The organism is Aeromonas sp. QDB63, assembly GCF_027707425.1.
Lineage (GTDB): Bacteria > Pseudomonadota > Gammaproteobacteria > Enterobacterales > Aeromonadaceae > Aeromonas > Aeromonas caviae.
Window position 1 is genome coordinate 33041 of record NZ_JAPCIS010000017.1, and the last position, 19441, is coordinate 52481.

General features: G+C 64.3%; 19 protein-coding genes. 14 read left to right on the forward strand and 5 right to left on the reverse strand.

Annotated elements, in window-relative coordinates:
• Positions 1-63 precede the first annotated feature (63 nt).
• The 3 genes from PG879_RS12310 to aspS all read right to left on the reverse strand — a co-directional run bounded on the left by PG879_RS12310 (position 64) and on the right by aspS (position 4776).
• Entirely contained in the window at positions 64-1689 is a 1626-nt protein-coding gene (locus tag PG879_RS12310) for a phosphoethanolamine transferase (protein ID WP_041212708.1), read from the reverse strand.
• 479 nt (positions 1690-2168) lie between these two features.
• Positions 2169-2909 (reverse strand): YebC/PmpR family DNA-binding transcriptional regulator, encoded by a 741-nt coding sequence (locus tag PG879_RS12315; RefSeq protein WP_010674094.1) that lies wholly within the window; start codon positions 2907-2909, stop codon positions 2169-2171.
• A gap of 100 nt (positions 2910-3009) precedes the next feature.
• Entirely contained in the window at positions 3010-4776 is a 1767-nt protein-coding gene (aspS, locus tag PG879_RS12320; RefSeq protein WP_045525291.1) for an aspartate--tRNA ligase, read from the reverse strand.
• Positions 4777-5204: 428 nt separating this feature from the next.
• Between aspS and PG879_RS12325 the strand changes: the two genes are divergently transcribed.
• From PG879_RS12325 to PG879_RS12360, 8 genes are all read left to right on the forward strand, one after another.
• Complete coding sequence (locus PG879_RS12325) at positions 5205-6053, forward strand: DUF72 domain-containing protein (protein WP_109112019.1); 849 nt, start codon at positions 5205-5207, stop codon at positions 6051-6053.
• A gap of 333 nt (positions 6054-6386) precedes the next feature.
• A complete protein-coding gene (gene cmoA / locus PG879_RS12330) occupies positions 6387-7124 on the forward strand; it encodes a carboxy-S-adenosyl-L-methionine synthase CmoA (protein ID WP_167824878.1) in 738 nt (245 codons plus the stop codon).
• Positions 7125-7127: 3 nt separating this feature from the next.
• Positions 7128-8105, forward strand: a complete 978-nt coding sequence (gene cmoB / locus PG879_RS12335; protein WP_119196820.1) for a tRNA 5-methoxyuridine(34)/uridine 5-oxyacetic acid(34) synthase CmoB — start codon at positions 7128-7130, stop codon at positions 8103-8105.
• 52 nt (positions 8106-8157) lie between these two features.
• Positions 8158-8946, forward strand: coding sequence for an ATP-dependent zinc protease family protein (locus PG879_RS12340; protein WP_442866271.1), 789 nt, complete (start codon positions 8158-8160; stop codon positions 8944-8946).
• Positions 8947-8949: 3 nt separating this feature from the next.
• Entirely contained in the window at positions 8950-10488 is a 1539-nt protein-coding gene (locus tag PG879_RS12345; RefSeq protein WP_010674088.1) for an inactive transglutaminase family protein, read from the forward strand.
• Between the two features lie 3 nt (positions 10489-10491).
• On the forward strand, positions 10492-11457 hold the full coding sequence (locus PG879_RS12350; RefSeq protein ID WP_010674087.1) for an alpha-L-glutamate ligase-like protein: 966 nt from the start codon (positions 10492-10494) through the stop codon (positions 11455-11457).
• Between the two features lie 297 nt (positions 11458-11754).
• Positions 11755-12669, forward strand: coding sequence for a hydrogen peroxide-inducible genes activator (locus PG879_RS12355; protein ID WP_010674086.1), 915 nt, complete (start codon positions 11755-11757; stop codon positions 12667-12669).
• A gap of 106 nt (positions 12670-12775) precedes the next feature.
• The gene (locus PG879_RS12360) at positions 12776-13225 is read left to right on the forward strand and encodes a C40 family peptidase (RefSeq protein WP_029314241.1); all 450 of its coding nucleotides are present in this window, start codon (positions 12776-12778) and stop codon (positions 13223-13225) included.
• A gap of 54 nt (positions 13226-13279) precedes the next feature.
• Here PG879_RS12360 and PG879_RS12365 read toward each other — a convergent pair whose 3' ends face one another.
• Positions 13280-13573: a hypothetical protein gene (locus tag PG879_RS12365; protein WP_210600174.1), complete on the reverse strand. Its 294-nt coding sequence runs from the start codon at positions 13571-13573 to the stop codon at positions 13280-13282.
• Between the two features lie 212 nt (positions 13574-13785).
• On the opposite strand from PG879_RS12365, the gene PG879_RS12370 reads away from it, so the two are divergent.
• The 4 genes from PG879_RS12370 to PG879_RS12385 are packed head-to-tail and all read left to right on the forward strand — an operon-like array spanning position 13786 to position 17533.
• Positions 13786-15216, forward strand: coding sequence for a coniferyl aldehyde dehydrogenase (locus PG879_RS12370; RefSeq protein WP_210600173.1), 1431 nt, complete (start codon positions 13786-13788; stop codon positions 15214-15216).
• 8 nt (positions 15217-15224) lie between these two features.
• Positions 15225-15815, forward strand: a complete 591-nt coding sequence (locus PG879_RS12375; protein ID WP_210600172.1) for a TetR/AcrR family transcriptional regulator — start codon at positions 15225-15227, stop codon at positions 15813-15815.
• Complete coding sequence (locus PG879_RS12380) at positions 15805-16332, forward strand: hypothetical protein (RefSeq protein ID WP_041212703.1); 528 nt, start codon at positions 15805-15807, stop codon at positions 16330-16332. Before PG879_RS12375 ends, PG879_RS12380 begins: the two co-directional genes overlap by 11 nt.
• Before the next feature lie 16 nt (positions 16333-16348).
• Positions 16349-17533 carry an iron-containing alcohol dehydrogenase gene (locus PG879_RS12385; RefSeq protein WP_210600171.1) on the forward strand — a complete coding sequence of 395 codons (1185 nt, stop codon included), beginning with the start codon at positions 16349-16351 and terminating at the stop codon, positions 17531-17533.
• A gap of 15 nt (positions 17534-17548) precedes the next feature.
• Here PG879_RS12385 and cysM read toward each other — a convergent pair whose 3' ends face one another.
• The gene (gene cysM, locus PG879_RS12390) at positions 17549-18439 is read right to left on the reverse strand and encodes a cysteine synthase CysM (RefSeq protein WP_270830248.1); all 891 of its coding nucleotides are present in this window, start codon (positions 18437-18439) and stop codon (positions 17549-17551) included.
• A 154-nt stretch (positions 18440-18593) separates the two neighbouring features.
• Between cysM and PG879_RS12395 the strand changes: the two genes are divergently transcribed.
• Both PG879_RS12395 and PG879_RS12400 read left to right on the forward strand, forming a co-directional pair.
• Positions 18594-18851, forward strand: a complete 258-nt coding sequence (locus tag PG879_RS12395; RefSeq protein WP_041212700.1) for a GNAT family N-acetyltransferase — start codon at positions 18594-18596, stop codon at positions 18849-18851.
• Positions 18841-19425 carry a nucleotidyltransferase family protein gene (locus tag PG879_RS12400; RefSeq protein ID WP_210600170.1) on the forward strand — a complete coding sequence of 195 codons (585 nt, stop codon included), beginning with the start codon at positions 18841-18843 and terminating at the stop codon, positions 19423-19425. Before PG879_RS12395 ends, PG879_RS12400 begins: the two co-directional genes overlap by 11 nt.
• The last annotated feature ends 16 nt before the right edge of the window (positions 19426-19441 follow it).

Genomic DNA, 19441 nt, shown 5'->3' on the forward strand with positions numbered 1-19441 from the left:
CCCCTTCGGACACGAAAACGGCAGCCAGTGGCTGCCGTTTTTTTATGGTCTGTTTTCGCCGGTTCACCCCGCCCGGCACGGCTTGAACAGATCCAGCTTGCCGTCATAGACCTGGGTCTGCACGTCCATGATACCGAGCATGGAGTGGAACAGGTTGTCGTGGGAGAAGCGCTTGCTGGCTGCCTCCTGTTGCAGGCAATCCAGATTGAGCTGACGGTCTGCCTGCAACTGGGGAGAGAACCAGGTCAGGAGCGGCACCCGGGTCTGATCGTCCGGTGCGAACTTGTAGGGGGTGCCGTGCAGATAGAGCCCCATGGCACCGAGGGATTCACCGTGATCCGACAGATAGACCAGCCCCACGTTGTACTGGCTCTCCAGGCTCTTGAGCTTGTCGATGAGCTGGGCCAGCACCTTGTCGGTGTAGCGGATGGTGTTGTCATAGGTGTTCACCAGCTCTTCGTTGCTGCAGTTCTCGATGTCGCTGCGCGGGCAGTCCGGCAGGAAGACGCGATCGGCGGCCGGGTAGCGGCGATAGTAGGTCGGACCGTGGCTGCCCATCAGGTGGAAGGCCACCAGCTTGCTGCCCTGCTTGCCCTGCATGTCGGCGATCTGCTGATCCAGCCCCTGCAACAGCACCTCGTCATGACAGGCATTGCCGGAGCAGTATGCGGGGAATGCCTTGGGCTCAATCTCGATGGTGGGGACGTTTTTGCACACCCCCTTGCAGCCGCCGTCGTTCTCCTTCCAGAGCACCGAGATCCCGGCATGTTGCAGCACGTCCAGCAAGCCATCCTGGGACTGGGCCCTGGCCTCGTCATAGCCGCGCCGGGTCATGTTCGAGAACATGCAGGGCACGGAGAGCGCAGTGGCGGTGCCGCAGGAGCGCACGTTCCTGAACGAGACCACATTGGCCTCCTTCTCGGTGAAGCCGTTGGTCTCCTTCTTGTAGCCGTTGAGGGAGTAGTTCTGGCTGCGGGCCGTCTCCCCCACCACCAGGAACATCAGGGTCGGCTTCTCATGCTGGCCGATCACCCTGGCATCGGTGCCGATCTGCTGGTAGGGAATGGGAGTGGCGAAGACCACATCCCGGGCGTACTTGTAGAGCCCGTGCACATAGTTGGCGGGCACTATCTCCTTGCCGAGGGACTTGTTGTTGCGCCCGACCGAGGCGTAATCCTGGTAATAGAGGGCGGCAGCCCCCATCAGAAACAGCAAGGAGAGGGCGATGGAACCGAGGCGCAGACCCAGCCCCTTGTACCAGGGACGGGGATACTCAATCTTCACCCACAGCAGGACCAGCACCGGCAGCAGGCCGGTCAGCAGGAACCAGAGCACCACGGAGCCGTTGAGGTAGGAGCCCGCCTCCCCGCTGTTGGTCTCGATGATGTTCTGCATCATGCCCATGTCGAAGATCACCCCGTACTTGAGCATGGCGTAGCTGACCAGGGAGCCGGTCAGGATGAGCAAGGCGAAAAAAGGCTTGAGCAGATAACGGAAGGTAAAGGGCAGGAACACCGCGTTGAGGGCCGCCACCAGTACCAGGGGAATGGAGAGGACAAACCCCGCCTTGACGTGTTCAAGGGCGCTGAGAATGCGATAAAAGTGCAGGAAAATGGGCCAGTTGAAGACCAGTGCAAACAGCAGCACCAGCAACAGATTGACCTTCATCACTCCCAGAGTGAGACGCATAGAGAGACTCCGACAAACCAGTGGAACTAACAACCTGCCAGCAGGCTTCGTGGTGACCATCCCGACACTCGGCCCTGAAAAACAGGACAAGAGCCAGGGAGGTCCAGATACGGGGTCATCCTAGGACGGCAAACTTAAGCGAACATTAAGAGAGGAAATCGAACCACAAGGAGGAGGTGCGCGGTCTGGCACATAAAAAAACGGCAGCCCGGGCTGCCGTTTTTGCGAAGGTGAACAAGGTGTCGCACCTGTGTGTTCGCGAACCTGAACAGGGTCGCGAGAGGCAATTACAGGGTCGCGGCAATCTCGTCGGAGCCGGGGAAGAGGACCGTTGTGGTCACCCTCCCCTTGCCCTGGGGGATCACAGCGCTCCCGAGAGGCAATCACAGGGTCGCGGCAATCTCGTCGGAGCAGGGGGAGAGGACCGTTGTGGTCGCCCTCCCCTTGCCCTGGGGGATCACAGCGCTCCCGAGAGGCAATTACAGGGTCGCGGCGATCTCGTCGGAGATGGAGCCGTTGTGGTACACCTCCTGCACGTCGTCCAGATCTTCCAGCATGTCGATGAGGCGCATCAGCTTGGGCGCGGTCTCGGCATCCAGTTCCGCCTCGGTGGAGGGGATCATGGTCACTTCGGCGCTCTCGGGCTTGAAGCCGGCGGCTTCCAGACCGTCCAGCACGGTGCCGAAGTCGTTCGGAGTGGTGTAGACCTCGATGGTGCCATCTTCTTCGGTTACCACGTCGTCGGCACCGGCTTCCAGCGCGGCGTCCATCAGGGCGTCTTCATCGGCGCCCACGAAGGTCAGCACCCCCTTCTTGGTGAACAGATAGGCCACGGAGCCGTCGGTCCCCAGGTTGCCGCCGCACTTGCTGAAGGCGTGGCGCACTTCGGCCACGGTACGGTTGCGGTTGTCGGTCAGGCACTCCACCATGACGGCGGAACCGGCCGGGCCGTACCCTTCGTACACGATGGTCTCGAGCTGCTCGCCGTCACCGCCGCCGGCCCCACGGGCGATGGCGCGGTTGATGGTGTCGCGGGTCATGTTGCTGGTCAGGGCTGCCGCCACCGCCGCACGCAGGCGGGGGTTGTTGGCAGGATCGGCATCACCCAGACGCGCGGAGGTGGTGATTTCGCGGATCAGCTTGGTGAAGATCTTGCCGCGCTTGGCGTCTTGCGCCGCCTTGCGGTGTTTGATGTTGGCCCATTTACTGTGACCTGCCATAGGGACTCTCCGTTATAGTTGGAAATTTCAGTAACACTGGTTGCGCCCAGGGGGAAACGGGAAAGGCCGCATCGCTGCGGCCTTTGTTGCCGATAACGGCTTATTCGTCACCCTTGACGGTGGTCGCAATCGCCAGCTCGCCCAGTTGGGCCGGGTTGGCAAAGCTCGGGGCGTCCGTCATCAGACAGGCGGCCGCCGTGGTTTTCGGGAAGGCGATGACATCCCGGATGTTGTCGGTGCCGGTCAGCAGCATGCTGAGGCGGTCCAGACCGAAGGCCAGGCCAGCGTGGGGCGGGGTGCCGTATTTCAGGGCATCCAGCAGGAAGCCGAACTTCAGGCGCTGCTCGTCCGGGGTGATCCCCAGGATGTCGAACACGGTGGACTGCATCTCGCTGTTGTGGATACGCACAGAGCCGCCACCCACTTCGTAGCCGTTGATCACCATGTCGTAGGCGTTGGCGTAAGCGCCCACCGGGTTCGCTTTCAGCTCGGCCGGGCCCAGGTTGCTCGGGGCGGTGAAGGGGTGGTGCATGGCCGCCAGGCCGCCTTCGCCATCTTCCTCGAACATGGGGAAGTCGATGACCCAGAGCGGCTTCCAGACGTTCTCCACCAGGCCCAGATCGCGGCCCACCTTCAGGCGCAGGGCGCCCATGGCATCGCACACCACTTTCTTGGAGTCGGCGCCGAAGAAGATGATGTCGCCATCCATCGCGCCGGTGCGGGCCAGGATCTCGCGCACGATGGCGTCAGAGAGGAACTTGGCCACCGGGGACTGCACCCCTTCGAGGCCGCTCCCGGCTTCGTTGACCTTCATCCAGGCCAGGCCCTTGGCACCGTAGATGCCGACGAACTTGGTGTACTCGTCGATCTGCTTGCGAGACAGCTCCGCGCCGCCCGGTACCTTCAGGGCCGCCACACGGCCTTTCGGATCCTTGGCGGGGCCGGCGAACACGGCGAACTCCACCTCGGTCAAGAGATCTGCCACATCGACCAGCTCCATGGGCAGACGCAGGTCCGGCTTGTCGGAGCCGAAGCGGCGCATGGCTTCGTCGAAGGTCATGATGGGGAAGTCACCCAGGTCCACGTTCAGGATGTGCAGCCAGAGCTTGCGGATCATCTCTTCCATGATTTCACGCACCTGGGGCGCGGTCATGAAGGAGGTCTCCACGTCGATCTGGGTGAATTCCGGCTGGCGGTCGGCACGCAGGTCTTCGTCGCGGAAGCACTTGACGATCTGGTAGTAGCGATCGAAGCCGGACATCATCAGCAGCTGCTTGAACAGCTGGGGGGACTGCGGCAGGGCGTAGAACTTGCCCTTGTGCACACGGCTCGGCACCAGGTAGTCACGGGCCCCTTCCGGGGTCGCCTTGGTCAGCATCGGGGTCTCGATGTCGAGGAAGCCGTGCTCGTCCATGAAGCGGCGCACGAAGGCACTGGCCTTGGCACGGGTCTTCAGGTACTTGGCCATCTCGGGGCGACGCAGATCCAGGTAGCGGTACTTGAGGCTCACCTCTTCGCTGTTGACCTGGTTGAAGTCAAGGGGCAGCGGCTCGGCACGGTTGATGATGGTCAGCTCGTGGGCGAACACCTCGATGGCACCGGTGGCCATGTCGCTGTTGCGCTGGGAGTCGGGGCGGGTACGCACCACACCGGTCACCTGGATGCAGAACTCGCCGCGCAGCTCGGAGGCCAGGGCAAAGGCGTCCGGCTTGTCCGGATCGAAGAACACCTGCACGATGCCCTCGCGGTCGCGCATGTCGATAAAGATGAGGCCGCCGAGATCACGACGACGATGGACCCAACCGCACAATGTAATGGTCTGCCCGGCATGGGCCTCATTGACCTGTCCGCAATAGATAGAGCGCATGGACTTCTTCCTTCGAAATGGTAGAGAGACGGTTCATCCTGGGTCGCCGGGCACGACTGGCAAGCACCGTCTGTCTCACAGCTGGCCAGATCCTGCTTCTTGCCCGGTTTGAAATCTGTCTCGGGTCATCCGGCTCCCCGAGCCGGATTCTTGCCGCCGTCCCAGGCATGCCCCCGCTCCCGACCGGGATGACGAGTGGGCGCCGGGGTATCGGCTGGCGTCGTTGTCTGGCCACTGCCGGGCCGCGATCATCGTCACCCGGGGGCTCGGTCGCGCGCATTACGACAATGTGGCAAACAAAAGGGTTGGCATTATAGAGGAAAACCTCCATTTGGGTAAAATGGCCCGCAGCCCCCTTTACCCTGTTTTTTGTTGTTCTGGCGCAAAAAGGAGGGCAAAAGTGCGCCAACCTGCCGACAGGAACCATCATGAGCCTCTATTTGGGCCTGCCCCAGTGGTCACACCCGGCCTGGCCCGGCCAGTTGCTGGGGATGAATGCCAGGCCCGCCGAGCACCTCGCCGACTATGCCAGGGTGTTCAACTCCGTGGAGGGCAACACCACCTTCTACGCCTCGCCGACCCCGGAGACGGTGCAGCGCTGGGCCGATGCTGTCCCCGACCACTTTCGCTTCAGCTTCAAGTTTCCCAAGGAGATCAGCCACCAGAGCGATCTGGTGAGCGTGGACAAACAGGTGACGGCCTTCATCCGCCTGCTGGCCCCCTTGCATGACAAGCTGGGGCTGCTCAAGCTGCAACTGCCCGCCCGCTTCGGGCCAGAGGGGCTGGCCCGTCTGGATGCCTTCTTCGCGCGGCTGCCCCAGGATTTCACCTATGCCCTCGAGGTGCGCCACCCCGATTTCTTCGCCAAGGGGGAGGCGGAACGGGCCCTCAACCGGATGCTGATGGCGCGGGGCATCAATCGCATCATGCTCGACAGCCGCCCGCTCTTCTCGGTGCCCGCCACCACGGCCGCCATGATCGATGCCCAGGGCAAGAAACCCAGGTTGCCGGTCCATCTGCTGGCCACGGGGGGGGCCCCGGTGGTGCGCCTGATTGGTTTGCCTCAAATCGAGGACAATCACCCTTTTTTGCCACCATGGTTGCCACATTGGAAACAATGGCTCCAGGAGGGCAAGGATCTCTACCTCTTTGTTCACACCGCCGACAATGCCCGGGCCCCCGAACTCGCACGGCAGATCAGCCGCCTGCTCGGCCAGGAGATGGCCCCCTGGCCGGGAGAAAACGATCGCGCCCGCCAGGGGGTGCTGCCCTTTTGAGCGACCCCCTCCCCGCCCCTTCTCCATCCCCAAAAAAAGCCGCTTTTTTTGTGGTCCCACCGGGGTTGGCGTCAAGACAAACGCCCGCCTTTCCTCTACACTAGCGCCCCAAGTAAGGTCCCGGGCCTGGGTGCATGGCAATGCGTTGCCCACCCCAGCCCGGCACCCTGAGGGCCCGGACCATGGCCCGTTGCGAACAGGGGCAGCCCGAAGGATCCCGGAGCAAGCCACCCCGTTCGTCAACCGGTGACGACGCCATTTCGATGCCCGTCCACCCAAGATTCAATTGAATAAAACAGCCGCCCACCACACCGGCTGTCAGGTTGCGTCAGCATGCACGATCAGATTTTTGCCGCCCCTATCGCCCGTCTGGGAGACTTCTGCTTTGACGAGCAGGTCGTCGACGTCTTCCCCGACATGATCCAGCGCTCGGTGCCCGGTTACAGCAACATCATCTCCGCCATCGGCATGATGGCCGCCCGCTACGCCCAGCCCCAGAGCCGCCTCTACGATCTCGGCTGCTCCCTCGGCGCCGCGACCCAGGCCATGCGCCGCCACGTCACCCAGCCCGGTTGCCACATCACGGCGGTGGATCTCTCCCACCCCATGATCGAGCGGGCCCGCGCCCACCTCTCGGGCTTCAAGTCCGAGGTACCGGTGGATCTGGTGGAGGCGGACATCTGCGACATCCCCATCGAGAACGCCTCCGTGGTGGTGCTCAACTTCACCCTGCAGTTCGTCGCCCCCGAGAAGCGGGCCGCCCTCATCGCGCGCATCTTTGACGGCCTGCGCCCCGGCGGCATCCTCATCCTGAGCGAGAAGTTCCGCTTCGATGACGAGCAGGTCAACGAGCTGCTCATCGACTTGCACCTCGACTTCAAGCGGGCCAACGGCTACAGCGAGCTGGAAATCAGCCAGAAGCGCACCGCCCTTGAGAACGTGATGCGCACCGACACCCTGGCGGTCCATCAGGCGCGCCTGCGGGACGCCGGCTTCACCCACCTGGACCTCTGGTTCCAGTGCTTCAACTTCGGCTCCATGATTGCCATCAAAGCCAGCGACACCAACTAAGCCATGATCGATTTCGCCCATTTTTATCAACTGATCGCCAAGAACCGGTTGAGCCACTGGCTGCACACCCTGCCCGCCCAGCTGCACGCCTGGCAGCACGACAACCTGCACGGGGATCTGCCGCGCTGGAACCGCGCCCTCGCCAAGCTGCCCGTCGTGGCCCCCGGCCGGATCGAGCTCAAAGAGCGGGTCGCCATCGGCGGCCCCGATAGCCTGGGAGAGGGTGAGCGCAAGAAGACCGAGAGCCTGTTGCGCCAGCTCATGCCCTGGCGCAAGGGCCCCTTCCATGTGCACGGCATCCACATCGACACCGAGTGGCGCTCCGACTGGAAGTGGGATCGGGTGCTGCCCCACATCAGCCCGCTCCAGGGCCGCTACGTGCTGGACGTGGGCTGCGGCAGCGGCTACCACCTCTGGCGCATGGTGGGGGAAGGGGCGAAACTGGCGGTCGGCATCGACCCGAGCCCGCTGTTCCTCTGCCAGTTCGAAGCCATTCGCCACTTCGCAGGCAACGACCAGCGCGCCCACCTGCTGCCCCTCGGTATCCAGGAGCTGCCGGCGCTGCGCGCCTTTGACACCGTCTTCTCCATGGGGGTGCTCTATCATCGCAAGTCCCCCATCGAGCACATCGAGCAGTTGCGCAACCAGCTCAAAGACGATGGGGAGCTGGTGCTCGAGACCCTGGTGGTGGACGGCGACGAAAACCAGGTGCTGATGCCTTCCGATCGCTACGGCAAGATGCGCAACGTCTGGTTCCTCCCCTCGAGCGCGGCCCTCACACGCTGGGTCGAGCGCTGCGGGTTCACCGAGGTGCGCATCGTCGACGAGAATATGACCAGCACCGACGAACAGCGTCGTACCGACTGGATGATTAACGAGTCCCTGAGTGACTATCTGGATCCACACAATCCTGCACTCACGGTCGAAGGATACCCGGCACCCAAACGTGCCGTACTGATCGCCAGAAAGGCCAAAGACTAGCCGATGGCGGCTGTGGAAGTTACACTGACCCAATTCCAGGAAGCACAGTTAAATGAATGACATGAAAAGCAAATTAAAAGGAATGACCCTGCTCTCCCTGCTCAGTCTCGGCGGGTGTGTCAGTATGGAAAAAGCCCCCCCGGCCCCGACCCTGACGCTGGCCGAGCTGCGCAACGAGATCTCGTTGAGCGAGCAACGTCTGCAAACATCCATGGAACAGCAACAGAAGCAGTATGTGCAGCAACAGCACCTGCTGGTTCAGCTCAACACCGATGTCACCAACATGAAAGAGTCCGTAAAGAAAGTCGACAGCAAGCTGGCTACCCTGCCTCCCGAGCCGCCCAAGGCCATGCCCATTCCCACCGAGAAGTGCCCGGCGCCGAGCCAGGGCCACACCATCGATGGCAAGCTGCTGGTGGGTGAAGCGGAGTGGATCTGGGTTGACGCCGCCAACGACGCCTTCCAGGCCCGGGTCGACACCGGCGCCACCACCTCCTCCATCAGCGCCCAGGAGATCACCATCTTCGAGCGCAACGGCAAGAACTGGGTGCGCTTCTTCCTGAGCCACCAGGAGATGGACGACAAGATCCAGATTGAAGCGCCCCTGGTGCGTCACGTGCGGGTCCGTCAGGCTTCCGCCGACGATCTCGACCGTCGCCCCGTGGTCCGCCTTGCCGTGCGCATCGGCGACATGACCGAGAAGGCCGAATTTACCCTGAAGGACCGCAGCGACATGACCTTCCCCGTGCTGCTGGGCCGTGAATTCCTCAAAGACATCGCCGTGGTCGACGTGGCCCGCGAATATATCCAACCCAAACCCAAGCTCAAGGATGTGAAATAATCCATGGTTTCCCGTAAGCCGTTCTATCTGCTGGTCGCCCTGCTCTACATCGTCGGCCTGGGGATGACCTTCTATCATCACATCGCGCTGGACGTCCCGCTCACGCCGGGTGAAAAGCGCCAGATCTGGTCCATCGAAGCCAAACTCGAGTTCGAGGCCACCGGCGAGCCGGTGATCGCCTCCCTGGCCATTCCGGGCACCCAGCCCGGCTTCACCCTGATGAACGAGAACGCCGCGAGCCCGGGCTATGGCCTGTCGTTCGTGGAAAAGGACGGGGATGCCCGCGCCGAGTGGTCCATCCGCACCGCCTCCGGCCGTCAGGAGCTCTACTACCGGGTCGACATGATGGCCGATGCCCATGCCAAGCCCGCCGCCAACCCGCAGCCGCCCGCCATCGAGAAGCAGATCGAGAGCGAGCCCTACGCCACGGCCATGAAGCAGATCCTGGAGCGCGCCCAGGAGCGCTCCGCCGACGGCTACACCCTGACCCGCGAGATCATCAAGGAGATCGAGAAGCAGGAACAGAACGCCGAGCTGCTCAAGTCCCACAAGAGCCGCGCCAATCTGATTGCCGAGCTGCTCAACAACGCGGACGTCCCGGCCCGGGTGGTTCACGCCCTCAGCCTGGAAGATGGCCGTCGCCGTCAGGAGCTGGTGGATTACCTGCAGGTCTTCAACAGCCCGACCGACTACAAGCTGTTCAACCCGCAAAGCGGTGAACAGGGTCAACCGGCCAACCTGCTGCTGTGGGAGTACAACTCCGGCGCCCTGCTGGACGTCACCGGCGGTCACAACTCCCGCGTCACCTTCTCGATGATCGAGCAGGAGCAACCGGTCAACGTGGCCCTGGCCCAGAAGTTCGAAAAATCCGAGATGATGAACTTCTCGATCCACAGCCTGCCCCTGGAAGAGCAAGCCCTGTTCAAGGGTCTGCTGCTCATCCCCATCGGCGTGCTGATGGTGGTGTTCCTGCGGGTCATCGTGGGGATCAAGACCTCCGGCACCTTCATGCCGGTGCTGATCGCGGTCGCCTTCATCCAGACCTCGCTGGTCACCGGCCTCATCGGCTTCCTGCTGATCGTCGGCACCGGCCTGGTGATCCGCTCCTACCTCTCGAGGCTGAACCTGCTGCTGGTCGCCCGAATATCGGCGATCATCATCATGGTGATCTCGATGATCGGCATCTTCTCGGCGTTCGCCTTCAAGCTGGGGCTGACCGACGGCATGAAGATCACCTTCTTCCCGATGATCATCCTCTCCTGGACCATCGAGCGCATGTCCATCCTGTGGGAAGAAGAGGGTCCCAAAGAGGTGTTCCGCCAGGGCGGCGGCTCCCTGCTGGTGGCGGTCATCGCCTACCTGGCCATGGACAACGAGCTCATTCGTCACCTCACCTTCAACTTCCTCGGCCTGCAGCTGGTGCTGATGGCGACCGTGCTGTTGATGGGTAACTACACCGGCTACAAGCTGAGCGAGCTCAAGCGCTTCAAGCCGCTGGTGGACGAGATGAAGTCTGGTGCCACCCCGGGTAAGGACAAGTAACAGATGTGGTTCTGGCAGAAATACACCAGTCCGTGGAGCCTGTCCCAGGCTGGCATCCTCGGCATGAACAAGCGCAACCACTCCTACATCAGCCGCTACAACCCGCGCCGCCTCTATCCGCTGGTGGATGACAAGCTCAAGACCAAGCGCATCGCGCTGGATGCGGGGGTGACGGTGCCTGAACTCATCGGCACCATCCGCGAGCAGCACGACGTGACTCGCATCACCGCGCTGGTGAAGGACTGGCCGGGCTTCTGCATCAAGCCGGCCCGCGGCTCCGGCGGCAAGGGGATCCTGGTGATCCTGCGCCAGGAGGACGGCCTCTTCTACAAGCCCAACGGCAGCGCCGCCAACGGCCAGGATCTGGAGCGCCATGTCTCCAACATCCTGGCGGGGCTCTATTCCCTCGGCGGCAAGCCCGACGTGGCGCTGGTGGAAGGCCTCATCAACTTCGATGACGTGTTCGACGGCTACTCCTTCGAAGGGGTCCCCGATGCCCGGGTGATCATCTTCAAGGGGTTCCCGGTGATGGCCATGATGCGCCTCTCGACCTCGGCTTCCGACGGCAAGGCGAACCTGCACCAGGGCGCCGTGGGGGTGGGGCTGTGCCTGCGCACCGGCCGCGCCCTGCGGGCGGTGCAGTTTGGCAACCCGCTGCGCCACCACCCGGACACCGGCCTGGATCTCTATGATCTGAAGGTGCCCCACTGGGACACCCTGCTCAACCTGGCGGCCTCCTGCTACGAGATGTCCGGTCTTGGCTACATCGGGACCGACATGGTGCTGGACAAGTTCCGCGGCCCCATGCTGCTGGAGCTCAACGCCCGTCCGGGCCTTGCCATCCAGATCGCCAACGGTCGCGGCCTGGTGCCCAACCTCAAGACCATCGAGAAGCTGGGTCAGGTCAAGATGAACGTGGAGCAGCGGGTCAACTTCGCCAAGGATCACTTCGGTATCTTCGACGAATAGTCCGCCCCCCTTCTGCAAAAACGCGCCCACCGGCGCGTTTTTTTATGGCCGTTCCTGCGCGCAGGGCGCCCCGCCCGAAGGCCGATCCCCGTCACATCCCATGGCGGCGCCCCTTCAATGGCGCGGCACAAGGGGATAAGCTCCTGACCAATGAGGGGTGGCCTGCCCATCGGAGCAGGCCACCCCATGTGCGTGAGGCAGTGCGCCTGCCAGGGGGCACCGATTTGTCGACGACAACGGGGCTTCTCGATGGTAAATTAATCAAATCAAATAGATAGCATCGATCGGGTTTCTCCTATGCAACGTTGGCCCAGCCTGAAGCAGCTCCAGTATCTGGTCGCTCTGGACGAGCACAAGAATTTCAACCGCGCCGCCAAGGCCTGCCATGTCAGCCAGTCGACCCTGAGTACCGGGATCCAGACCCTGGAGGACATGATGAACCTGCAACTGGTGGAGCGGGATCACAAAAGCTTCATCATGACGCCGGTCGGCATGGAAATCGTGGCGCGGGCGCGCAACCTGCTCTCCGATGCCCGGGACCTGATGGAGCTGGGGCAGCAGCAGGGGGGCGTCATGCACGGCACGGTGCGCCTGGGCTGCATCCCCACCATCGCCCCCTTCCTGCTGAGCAAGCTGCTGCAGGTGTGCGGTAAGGCCTATCCGGATCTGGAGCTGCTGCTGCGGGAAGACACCACCACCAATCTGCTCAAGCAGCTGGAGCAGGGGCAGCTCGATCTGCTGATCCTGGCGCTGCCGGTGGAGATCGGCGGCTTCCACAGCAAAACCGTCGGCCAGGATCCCTTCCACATGGTGATGCCCTCCCACATGGCTGCGGGCCTGCACATGCCGTTCGACTACAAGGAGCTGCCCAACCAGAGCATCTTCCTGCTGGAGCGGGAGCACTGCCTGACGGAGCACGCGGTGAGCGCCTGCCGGCTGCGGGACAAGAGCAAGATCAACCCCTTCGCCGCCACCAGTCTGCACACCCTGGTGCAGATGGTGGGGGCCGGTCTTGGCACCACCTTCCTGCCCCAGATGGCCATAGATGCGGGCATCCTCGACAACACGGACCTGGTGGCCATTCCCCTGCCCGGGGAGAAACCCTATCGGGAGATAGGCCTGGTGTGGCGCCCCAGCACCACCCGGGTACAGACCTTCTACAAGATTGCCGAGCTGCTGACGCCGCTCATTACCCCCAAACCGGCGGGGTGATCCAGTGGCTGCCCCCACAGGCGGCCACTCGTCAATGCCGTTGTCATTCAGGTTCCAGGCAGGATCATCGTCTATGATGAACCCCGTGCCCTATCAAGGAGTTGAGATGTTTCGCACCTTGCTGCTGCCCCTGCTGGCCCTGCTTCTCGCCGCCTGCTCCAGCACGCCGGAGCCTCCCCCTCCCGTGCGCCAGAGCGGCGCATTCGACAACTTCTATCAGCAGTGGCGCGGCGTGCCCTATCGCATGGGCGGTACCAGCCGCGCCGGTCTCGACTGCTCCGCCTTCACCCAGCTCGCCTACAGCCAGGTGCTGGGCTTCACCCTGCCCCGCACCACGGAATCCCAGGCGAGCCTCGGCCGCCCGGTGGACAGATACCGTCTCCAGCACGGGGACCTGGTCTTCTTCAAGACCGGCTGGCAGCAGTACCACGTCGGGGTCTACACCGGGGCAGGTGAGTTCATCCACGCCTCCACCAGCAAGGGCGTGATCCGCTCGCGCCTCGACAACGTCTACTGGAACAGCCGCTACTGGCAGGCCCGCAGGCTGGTCCAGTAGGTGCGACCCCCAACATGAAAAGGCCCCGAGGGGCCTTTTCATGTTGTTGCCGGGTCAGTGCTTGCGGTGCCAGCGGGGCGAGGTGGCACGCTCCCCCCAGGGGGTCATGCAGGGCAGCAGGGCCCCCTCGATGACGCCCTCATGGCTCGCCAGCGCCAGGGCAATCTTCTCGTGGAGCAGGCGCAGCAGGTTCTTCTCCTGGCCCGCCAGGGAGTGGCCTGCGGCGAAATACTCCTGCTGATGTTGCAGCGCCAGCTTCTGGGCAAACTCATAGGTATTGAAACTGTCCGGCATGTGCGCGATCACGTCATCCAGCCGAGCCAGCAGGCTATGCAATTCCCTGGTCATGTGCGGTTCTCCCTCCGAGTTGGTGACCCACAATTACCCCTTATTGGATATAAGGCCAATCCGGATGCCTCAAAAATGGGAGCCCGGACACAGTTCCGGACAACGCTGCCCACTGGCAGCCACCCTCTGCCCTCGCCCGGTTTACAAGTCGGCAACGAATCGCTAGATTTGGACCGACTAATCAGTCGGTCACTTTTCGTGCGGAGCATGCCATGGACACCACCGTCACCCCCGCCTCACCGGACAAGTTCTCCCTCCCCGAGCAGCTGCATCGGCTCAGGCAGGCCAGCCAGGCCACCCCCATGCCGGATCTGGCGTCCCGCCGCGCCAGACTTGATGCCCTCAAGCAGGGGCTGCTGCGCCACAAACAGGCACTGTGTCAGGCCCTGGCCCGGGACTACGGCCAGCGCAGCGACTACGACAGCCTGATCGCCGATGTGCTCCCCTGCGTCATGCAGATCAACTACACCCTGAAACGGCTCAAGGGGTGGATGAAACCGGAGTGCCGTCATTCCGGCCTGCTGCTGGCCCCCGCCAGGGTCGAGGTGCACTATCAGCCCCTCGGCGTGGTCGGCATCATGGTGCCCTGGAATTTCCCGGTGATGCTGAGCCTCGGGCCCCTCATCGGCGCCCTCGCCGCCGGCAACCGCGCCATGATCAAGCTCTCCGAGTTCACCCCTCACACCAACGCCGTGCTGCGCACCCTGCTCGATGAGGCCCTCGGCGGTGACGAGGTGGTGGTCATCGAGGGGGATGCGGGGATCGCGGCCGCCTTCAGCGCCCTCCCCTTCGACCATCTCATCTTCACCGGCTCCACGGCGGTGGGTCGGCTGGTGATGGCCGCGGCCGCCCCCCAGCTCACCCCCCTCACCCTGGAGCTCAGCGGCAAGAGCCCCTGTCTCATCGCCCCCGACATGCCCCTGGCCCTGGCGGTGGAGCGGATGATCTTCGGCAAGAGCCTCAACGCCGGCCAGATCTGCGTGGCCCCCGACTACGTGCTGCTGCCGAGGGGGCAGGAGCAGGCCTTTATCGAGGCCTATCAGGCCCATTTTAGCCGCCTCTACCCCCAGGGGCTCGAGAGCCCGGATTATGGCGCCATCATCAACCCCCCCCAGTACGAGCGGCTCATCGCCTGGCTGGAGGAGGCGAGGCAGGCCGGCGCCCAGATCCACTCCTGCGTCACGCCCGCCCGGGATGACGCCACCCGCAAACTGGTGCCCCACCTGCTGACCGAGGTGCCCGGCCACTGCCAGGTGATGCAGCAGGAGATCTTCGGCCCCCTGCTGCCCCTGGTGCCCTATGACGACATCGAGGAAGCCCTGGCCTATGTGGCGGCCCGGGCCCGCCCCCTGGCGCTCTATCTGATGAGCCTGGACGAGACGCTGCAGCGCCGCCTCATCCGGGAGACCCACGCCGGGGGCATGGCCATCAACGAGAGTCTGTTCCAGGTGGCGGCGGACGATGCCCCCTTCGGCGGCATCGGTCCCTCCGGCATGGGCCACTATCACGGCCGCGAGGGGTTTCTCACCTTCTCCAAGGCGAAAACCGTGCTGCGTCGCGGGCGCTTCAGCACAGGCTCCCTCATTCATCCCCCCTATCGGCGCTGGTACCAGCGGCTGATGATGGCCCTGTTCCTGCGTTAGGAGGCGAGATGCGAGAAACCATGACCGACAAACGCCGCCAGATTCTGGATGCCGCCCTGGCCCTGTGCGCAGAGGATGGCCTGCAGGGCGCCGCCACCGCCCGCATCGCCAAGGCGGCCGGGGTGGCCAATGGCACCCTGTTTCATCACTTTCCCAGCAAGGAGGTGCTGATCCAGAGCCTCTACCAGGACATCAAGCTGCGCCTTGGCGCCGCCATCACCGAGGCCGATGCCGCCCTGCCGCTCCAGGCGCAGGCCCGCCACTACTGGCACCAGGCCATGGGCTGGATGCAGGCCCACCCCCGTGAGCTCAGGTTCGTGCTGGGCTTTTTCCACTCCCCCCTGCTGGCCCGCTCCCTGCGCAGCCAGATCCTGGCTGAGACCCTGCATTTTCTGCCGAGCCTGCTCGCCCGGGGCCAGGCCAGCGGCGAGCTGATGTCGGCCCCGCCGCCCCTGATGCTGGAGGTGTGCCAGGGCCAGTTTCTGGCCTGCGCCTCCCTCTTTGTCGATCAGCCTGAACTGGGAGAAGACCCCCACTGGCAGGAGAGCGCCTTCACCCTCTTCTGGTCCGCCATCAGCGGAGGTTCTCATGCGCCCTGACGCCCTGCTTGCCACCGGCAGGCGCCTCTGGATTGGCAGCCTGCTCTGGATCATCGGCCGCACCCTGTGCCGCGCCGCCCGGGTCGACGAGGCGGTGCGCCGCGAGCTTGCCCCCCTGCCGGATGGCCTCACCATCAGGCTGGAGGTAAACGGCATGACCCGGGGGCTGAGTCTCTACAAGTTCGCGGGGCGCTGGCACTGCGGTGAGGAGGCTGGCAGGGCGCATTCGACCTGTGCCCATGACGGCCCCCACCCCCTGCGGGTGCGCTTCAAGCACCCCGCCGTCGCCTTTCGCGCCCTCAGTTTTCGCCTCGGCATCAACCAGGCCTTTTGCGAAAACCGGCTGCTGGTGGAGGGGGATCTCGACGCGGCCATGCACCTGGTGCGAGCGCTTGAGCAGTTGCAGAGCCTGATCCTGCCCGCCTTCATCGCGCGGCCCCTGCTTCGCCACTACCCGGACCCGCATCGCAAGCTCGCGCGGGCCTGCCACATCTATCTGGGTCTTCTGACCGGTTGAACACGAGGAGAACGGGATGAGCCGTTATTACGATTTTTTCTGCCCGGTCAAGCTGATGGCGGGGGAGCAGGCACTGGAACAGTTGCCGGATGCCCTGAGGGGATTGGGAGCTGGCCGCCCCTTGCTTCTCACCGACAAGGGGGTCAGCGGCAGCGGGCTAGCCACCCTGCTGGCCGATGTGATGGCCGAAGGGGCCTTGCCGGTCGCCGCCATCTGGGACGAGATCCCGGCGGACTCCTCCACCGCCGTGGTGGAGCGGATCGCCCGCCACTACCGGGAGCTGGGCTGTGACAGCCTGCTCGCCCTTGGCGGCGGCTCCGTCATCGACACCGCCAAGGCGGTGAACATACTGGCGACCCTGGGGGGCGAGCGGCTGCTCGACTATGCCGGAGCGGATTGCCTGACCCGTCCCCTCAACCCCCTGGCGGTGGTCCCCACCACGGCGGGGACCGGCTCCGAAGTGACGCTGGTGGCAGTGATCAAGGATGAAGGGAGCGGGCGCAAGGTGCCCTTCACCTCCCCCTTCCTGCTGCCCCGGCTGGCGGTGCTGGATCCCCGCTTCACCCTGGGGCTGCCGCTGCCCATCACCGCCGCCACCGCCATGGATGCCATGACCCACGCCATCGAGGCCTTCATCGGCAACGGCAAGAACCCGGTCAGTGACGCCCTGGCCCTGATGGCGGTGGAGAAGATTGCCACCGCCCTGCCCAGGGTGCTGGCCCACCCGACAGACAAGGGCCTGCGGCTGCAACTGGCAGAGGGCTCCACCCTGGCGGGCATGGCGTTTTCCAACTCCATGGTGGGGCTGGTGCACGCCCTCGGCCACAGTCTGGGGGCACGCTGCCACCTGCCCCATGGCCTCTGCATGAACCTCTTCCTGCCCACCGTGCTCGACTACAACCGGCCCGGCATCGACCCCGAGCTCGCCCGCCTGCTGCTGCCCCTGGTGGGGCCGGAGTGCTTTGCCGCGACCCCGGCCGAGGGGAGACCCCAGGCCACCATCGAGGCGTTGCAGGCACTGCGCGATACCCTGTGGCAGACGGTCAAGCTGCCCCGCACCCTGCGGGAGGCGGGCCTCACCGACAAGGCGCTGCTGCCCGGGATCCGGGATCTCGCCATCAACGACGGCGCCCTGCTCTACAACCGCAAGGATGCGGACAGGGAACAGTTGCTGGCCCTGCTGGAGCGGGCCTGGGAGTAGCAGGCCCCTTGCCCGTCAGACATCGGGGGTGAAGACCCCGGTGGAGAGATAGCGATCCCCCCGATCGCAGATGATCGCCACCACCACCCCCTGCCCGATCTCCGCCGCCACCCGCAAGGCCCCGGCCACGGCGCCACCCGAGCTGACACCGCAGCAGATCCCCTCCTCCCGCGCCAGGCGGCGCATCATGACGAGGGACTCTTCCAGTGTCACATCCAGCACCCCATCGACCCGCGCAGGCTCGAAGATGGCGGGCCGGTAGGCCTCGGGCCAGCGGCGAATGCCGGGGATCTGGCTCCCCTCGGCCGGTTGCAGGCCGATCACCGCCACCGCCGGGTTTTGCTCCTTGAGGTAGCGGGAGACCCCCATGATGGTGCCCGTGGTGCCCATGGCCGAGACGAAGTGAGTGACCGCCCCGCCGCTCTGGCGCCAGATCTCGGGGCCGGTGGAGCGGTAGTGGGCATCCGGGTTGGCGGGGTTGTTGAACTGATCGAGCACCAGCCCCTCCCCCCGCGCCTGCATCGCCAGGGCGAGGTCTCGCGCCGCTTCCATGCCCTCTTCCACCAGCACCAGCTCGGCGCCGTAGGCCTGCATGGCGTCGCGCCGCTCCTGGCTCATGTTGCTCGGCATGATGAGTCGCATCCGGTAACCCCAGGACGCCGCCACCATGGCCAGCGCGATGCCGGTATTGCCGGAGGTGGCCTCGATGAGCCGGGCTCCTGGCGCTAAGTGACCACTCGCCTCTGCCTGCCTGATGAGGTTCAGCGCCGCCCTGTCCTTGACGGAGCCGGCGGGGTTGTTGCCCTCCAGCTTCACCAGCAGGGTGACGCCGGGGTGCGGATTGATGCGGCGCAGCGCCAGCAGCGGGGTGTTGCCTATCAGATCGTCCAGGGTGGCGAAGGCCATGACGGATCCATCCTCTCTCAATGTTCTATACCTTGCCTTGCGACCATTCGCAGGCCGGCCAGTGTAAGCGAGCCCGCCATGGGCGCAAAGAATGGCGTTGGCAAACCCTGTCCGCCATGTTCTGATCTTCCCATTCACCCAGAGAGGACTCCCGATGAGCGACATCCTTCACCAGGCCGATCAGCAGCAGTTTGTCTGCACCGTGGACGGCAAGCTCTCCCGCCTTGCCTATCGCCGGCTGGACGCCACCACGGTGGACGCCTACAGCACCCAGGTTCCCCCCGAGCTGCGCGGACAGGGGATTGCCGACAAGCTGGCCCGCCGCTTCTACGACTGGACCCTCTCTGAGGGGCTCACCATAGTGCCGAGCTGCAGCTACATCGACGTCTGGTTGCGCCGCAATGCCGGTTGAAGCCGGGGCGCTGCGGGAGGCGCACCTGCGGGCCTGCACCGAGGCCCTGCTGCGGGCCGATCACCCGCGCATGGATTGCCTCCGGGCTGCGCGGGAGCTGGCGCTGCCCGACTGGGCCCTGGGGGCGGGCTTCGTGCGCAACCTCATCTGGGATCACCTCCATCACAAGGCCGAACCCACCCCGCTCAACGACATCGATCTTATCTATCTGGACAGCGCTGATCCGACTGGATTGAAGGAGGCCGATCACGAAGCCTGGCTCGCCGCCAGGATGCCAGGCCAGTTGTGGGAGGTGCGCAACCAGGCCCGCATGCATCTGCGCCAGCAGGTGCCTCCTTTTGCCAGCTCGCTCTCGGCCCTCAGCCACTGGGTGGAGATACCCACCTGCATCGGAGTCCGCCTGTTGGCAGATGATGCGTTCGAGTGGCTGGCCCCCTACGGCTTTGCCCCCAACTGGTCCCTGGTGGTGAGCCCCAATCCGCGCTGTCGCCAGGAGAGCTGTATCTTTAGCGAACGGGTCAGGGCCAAGGAGTGGCAACGCATCTGGCCTGACCTTGTGGTGAACTGGCCATGAGCGGATTGCAAAGGGC